At 68.5% G+C, this 4,502-nt stretch carries 1 protein-coding gene; it reads left to right on the forward strand.

Features of this window, described 5'->3' with window-relative positions; genetic code table 11:
- A partial coding sequence (locus ABZ293_RS41920) for an SDR family NAD(P)-dependent oxidoreductase (protein WP_355189901.1) occupies positions 1-4,502 on the forward strand: 4,502 nt, incomplete at both ends.

Consider the following 4,502-nt stretch of genomic DNA (forward strand, 5'->3'; position numbering starts at 1 on the left):
AGCCTGCGTTGTTCGCGTTCGAGGTGGCGCTGTTCCGGTTGATCGAGTCGTTCGGTGTCGGTCCGGATGTGTTGATCGGGCATTCGATCGGTGAGCTGGTGGCGGCGTATGTGGCGGGGGTGTGGTCACTCGAGGACGCGTGCGCGTTGGTCGTCGCGCGCGGGCGGTTGATGGGTGCGTTGCCCGAAGGCGGCGCGATGCTCGCGGCAGCGGTGACCGAGGAGCGGGCCGTCGAACTCGTCGCGACATATGGGGATCGCCTGTCGGTCGCGGCGCTGAACGGACCGGCCTCGGTCGTGCTGTCCGGCGATGCGGATGCCGTCGAGGCGGCGGAGCTCGAGTTGTCCGGCGCTGGCGTCAAGACCTCGCGGTTGCGGGTGAGCCATGCGTTCCATTCGGCGCGGATGGATGCCATGCTGGCCGAATTCCGCACTGTCGCCGCCGGGTTGACGTATCGGACACCCGCGATCGCGATGGTGTCGAACGTCTCCGGTGCCATCGCGGGCGCCGAGGTGACCGATCCGGAATATTGGGTTGCCCAGGTGCGCGGATGTGTGCGATTCGCGCCCGGCGTCGACACTCTTGTCGCCGACGGGGTGCGGCGGTTCATCGAGGTCGGCCCGGACGCGGTGTTGGCGTCGCTGACCCGTCAATGCCTCGCCCGGCACCCGGACATCGAGGCGGATGCGCTGGTGGCCGCCGCGTCTCGGCGCTCGGTCGACGAGGTAATGCAGTACCTGACGATGTTGGCGCAAGCGCATACCGCCGGTATCCACGTCGACTGGCGTGCATTGTTCGCGGGCCGTTCGCTGAGTCGAGTGTCCTTGCCCACGTATGCGTTTCAGCGTCAGCGGTACTGGTTGGAGCCGTTCGCCGGTGCTTCATCGTCGGCGGGAGCGCCCGCCCATCCGATCTTGACCGGCGTCGTGCCCCTGGCGGGCAAGGACGAATGGCTGTTCACCGCCAGCGTGTCGCTGCGGACGCAGCCATGGCTCGCCGATCACACGGTTTTCGGCTCGGTGCTGCTACCGGGCACCGGATTCGTCGAACTCGCACTGAGCGCGGGTGCGCGGCTCGATGCCGGTTTCGTCGAGGAACTGCTGCTCGAAGGACCGCTGCTGCTCGAGGGCGATACCGCCGTCGATATCCAGGTCGCCGTCGAACCTGCCGATGACGCGGGCCGACGCCGGTTCGTGATCTACTCGCGCGGCATCACCGAACCGGATGCCGCTGCGGCCGAATGGATTTCGCACGCCAGCGGGGTACTGGCCCCCGCTGCGTCTGCCGTGCCCACGTGGGTCGATGCGGGACGGCACGGCTCGGCGGACGAATGGCCGCCCGCCGGGGCGGAACCGGAGCCGCACGACGAGCTCTATGCCCACCTCGCCGATCTGGGATTGGGCTACGGTCCCGCATTCCAGGGGGTCACCTCGGTCTGGCGCGACGGTGACGACCTCCTCGCCGAGGTCGTCGTCGGCGACGAAAACGGAGCTTCCACCGCGTTGTTCGGGATTCACCCGGCACTGCTCGACGCCGCCTTCCACGCCGCCATCGCGGGGCTGGCGCAGGACATGCCGTCGGGGCGGTTGCCGCTGCCGTTCTCGTTCGCCGGAGTGCGGTTGTACCGCGCCGGTGCGACGGCGGTCCGGGTTCGACTGACTCGGTTGAGCGCCGGTCGGATCCGGGTCGCCGCGTTCGACGAAATGGGTGAGCCGGTATTGAGCCTCGAATCGCTCACCGCCCGTCCCGTCGATGCCAAGGCGTTGAACAGCGGGGCCGGCCGGCGTGCGTCGCTGTCGGACATCGAGTGGGTGCCGGTGTCGACCGGAACTATCGCGGAGACGTCGGTGGCGGTTCTCGGCACCGAACACGTTGCGGGCGTGGCTCATTCGTATAACGGGCTCGCCGAACTGCTCGCAGCCGATCAGACTCCGGAGATCGTCGTATGGTCACCGGCCGGAGATGCCGATGCCGATGCCGCAACGCGCACTCGTGCGTGGGTGCGCGCGGCATTGGAGTTCTTACAGAGCTGGCAGGCGCAGGAACGGTTACCCGATTCCCGGCTGGTGGTGCTCACGCGCGGTGCTGTCGGCGTATCGGGCGAGGCGCCGGATCCGGCCGCAGCGGCGGTGCGGGGCCTGGTGCGCAGTGCGCAGTTCGAGCATCCGGAGCGGTTCGTGCTCCTCGATGTGCGCGCCGACGTCGATCCGACCGCCGATCTGATCGCCGCCGCCGTGCGTTCGGATGAACCGCAGCTCGCCGCCCGCGATGGCGGTTTGCTGGCGCCGCGGTTGCGGCGGCAGTCCGGCTCGGCCGCAACCGTCGAGGACGCATTCGGTACCGGTGCGGTGCTGATCACCGGTGGCACCGGTGGTTTGGGCGCGCTGGTGGCGCGCCATATCGTCGAAACACACGGTGTGCGGCGGTTGGTCTTGGTGTCGCGGCGCGGTGAGCGTGCTGACGGCGCAATGGATTTGGTGTCGGAGCTGACCGCTGCCGGTGCGCAGGTGCGGGTCGCGGCATGTGATGTCGGCGACCGTGCGGCCTTGGCGGCGCTGCTGACCGAGTTGTCCGGCGAATTCGCACCGAGCGCGGTGATCCATTCGGCCGGCGTGCTCGACGACGGCACCATCGAGACCCTGTCCGCGGAACAGGTGGACCGAGTACTCACCGCCAAGGCCGACGCCGCCTGGCACCTGCACGAGCTCACCAGCGAGCAGGATCTGTCCGCGTTCGTGCTGTTCTCCTCGATCGCCGGGGTGATCGGTTCGCCGGGCCAGGGCAACTACGCGGCGGCCAACGCGTTCCTGGACGCGCTGGCAGCGGACCGGCGGGCCGTGGGGCTGCCCGCCGTGTCTATCGCGTGGGGCTCCTGGAACCAGGCCGGCGGGATGACCAGCGGTCTCGGCAGCGCGGCGATGGCGCGGTTGAGTCAGCTGGGCGCGCGTCCGTTGGCGACGGCGGACGGTTTGGCACTGTTCGATCGCGCGCTCGCGGCGAGCGCATCGACGGTGGTCGGCGCCGAATTCGATACCGAGACACTGGCGGTGCAGGCCCGCGACGGATCGCTGCCCCGGATGTTGCACTCGATCGTCTCGGTGCCCGTGCGGCGCACCGCGGACGCGAGCGGCACGTTGGCGCTGCGGCTGGCCGCCGCCCCCGCGCAGGAACGCGAGACGATCGTGCTCGACGTGGTGCGCGAGCAAGTCGCCGGAGTACTCGGGCATATCTCGGGTGAGGCGATCGATCCCGCCGCGCCGTTCAACGAGATCGGCTTCGATTCGCTGGCGGGGGTGGAGTTTCGCAACCGCCTCGCCAAGGCCACCGGGGTGGCGTTGCCCTCGACGCTGGTATTCGATTACCCCACCGCCGCTGCCGTGGCGTCGTTCGTGCGATCGCGCGTCGGTGACGTGGACGTCGATGCGAACCGCGTTGCCAAACGCCCCGCACGCCGAATCCGTACCGACGAGCCGATCGCGATCGTGGGGATGAGCTGTCGCTACCCGGGGGGCATCGAATCACCGGAACAGCTATGGGACGTGGTCGCATCCGGAACCGACGCGATCGGCGAATTCCCGACCGATCGCGGGTGGGATCTCGACCGGTTGTTCCATCCCGATCCCGACCATTCGGGCACGTCTTACCTGCGCCACGGCGGATTCATCTCCGGTGTCGGGGATTTCGATGCCGGGTTCTTCGGTATCGGTCCGCGTGAGGCGTCGGCGATGGATCCGCAGCAGCGGTTGTTGCTGGAGGCGTCGTGGGAAGCGTTGGAGGACGCGGGAATCGATCCGTTCGCCCTGCGCGGCAGTGATACCGGCGTCTTCGTCGGCGTCTCATATCAGGACTACGAGCAGATCGCCAAGGCGGCGGGTCCGGTGGCCGAGGGGTACGTGGGTACTGGTTCGGCGGGCAGTGTGGTGTCGGGCCGGGTGTCGTACACGTTGGGTCTGGAAGGCCCTGCGGTGACGGTGGATACGGCATGTTCGTCGTCGCTGGTCGCGATCCATCTGGCCTGTCAGGCGCTGCGTCAGGGCGAGAGCTCCCTCGCCTTCGCCAGCGGCGTCCAACTGATGGCGACGCCGTTCATGTTCATGGAATTCTCTCGGCAGCGTGGGTTGTCGCGCGATGGGCGGTGTAAGGCGTTTTCGGCGTCGGCCGATGGTGTCGGCTGGGCCGAGGGTGTCGGTGTGCTGGTGTTGGAGCGGCTCTCGGATGCGAAGCGGTTGGGACACAACGTGCTTGCCGTGATCCGGGGTTCGGCGGTGAATCAGGACGGCGCTTCGAATGGACTCTCGGCCCCGAACGGTCCGTCGCAGGAGCGCGTGATCGCGGCGGCGCTGGCCGCCGCCGGACTGGATCCGACCGATGTCGACGCGGTGGAAGCCCACGGGACAGGCACCCCGCTGGGTGATCCGATCGAAGCGCAGGCGTTGATCGCGGCGTACGGGCAGGGCCGTGCAGAGCCGTTGCGGATCGGTTCGTTGAAGTCGAATATCGGG

The sequence above is a fragment of the Nocardia sp. NPDC005998 genome (genome assembly GCF_040614395.1).
Taxonomy (GTDB): Bacteria; Actinomycetota; Actinomycetes; order Mycobacteriales; family Mycobacteriaceae; genus Nocardia.